At 43.7% G+C, this 733-nt stretch carries 1 protein-coding gene; it reads right to left on the bottom strand.

Annotated elements, in window-relative coordinates:
* Window positions 1-733: transposase (locus ACH97_RS16500; RefSeq protein WP_145644074.1), on the bottom strand; the 733-nt coding region annotated here is incomplete at its 5' end.

Raw genomic sequence — 733 nt, 5'->3', positions numbered from 1 at the left:
TCAGACTGTTGACAAAATAGGTCGGATTTTTATAATCCGACCTATTTTTGTCCAATTTATTCTGTTTTTTCGATGAGAATGCTGGCGAATTGGACTTTTCCAAGTCCAATTCGCCAGCTTTTTGAGATTCATGGCAGTGAAAACAAGCATCGCCTGCATGGACAATTTTTTCTTACCCCGTAGGGTTGTCCAGCGCAGGCCATGCTTGTGTTTTAAATCCGCAAAAACCCGTTCGATCGTTTCTTTGCGTTTGGCGTAGATTCGCCTATTCTCATCCGTGTAGCGAAGATGGTCGGCTTCATCCAAATGATCCTGCCAGAGATGCCTGTGAATCATCTTTCGATGATTTCGACTTTCCGTACATTGCTTCAAAAAAGAACAGTGTTCACATCGGTTTGGATCTGATGCATAAATCCGATAGCCTTCACGGTTGGTTGTGCGATATGTCAGAACATGATCGTCAGGGCAAATATAAGCATCGTAATATTCATCGTATACATATTCATGTTTTCTCATGAACCCTTTTTTAGTTTGTGGTCGGGTGTAGGGCATGACGGGATGGACATTTTGATCACTTAGAAATTTTGCGATAAACGGCGTTTTATATCCGGCATCAACTGCGACCGTATGAGGCTTGGCGACGTGCTCTTTCACCTGTTGAAACAGGGTCGTGAACACTTGGCTGTCATGAATATTGGCAGGCTCAACAACCGTCCCCAGCACAAATCCATTC

This window comes from Bacillus paralicheniformis (assembly GCF_001042485.2).
Taxonomy (GTDB): Bacteria; Bacillota; Bacilli; order Bacillales; family Bacillaceae; genus Bacillus; species Bacillus paralicheniformis.
Note: the sequence above shows the minus strand (reverse complement) of the source record. Positions and strands in the feature narration are given on the sequence as shown.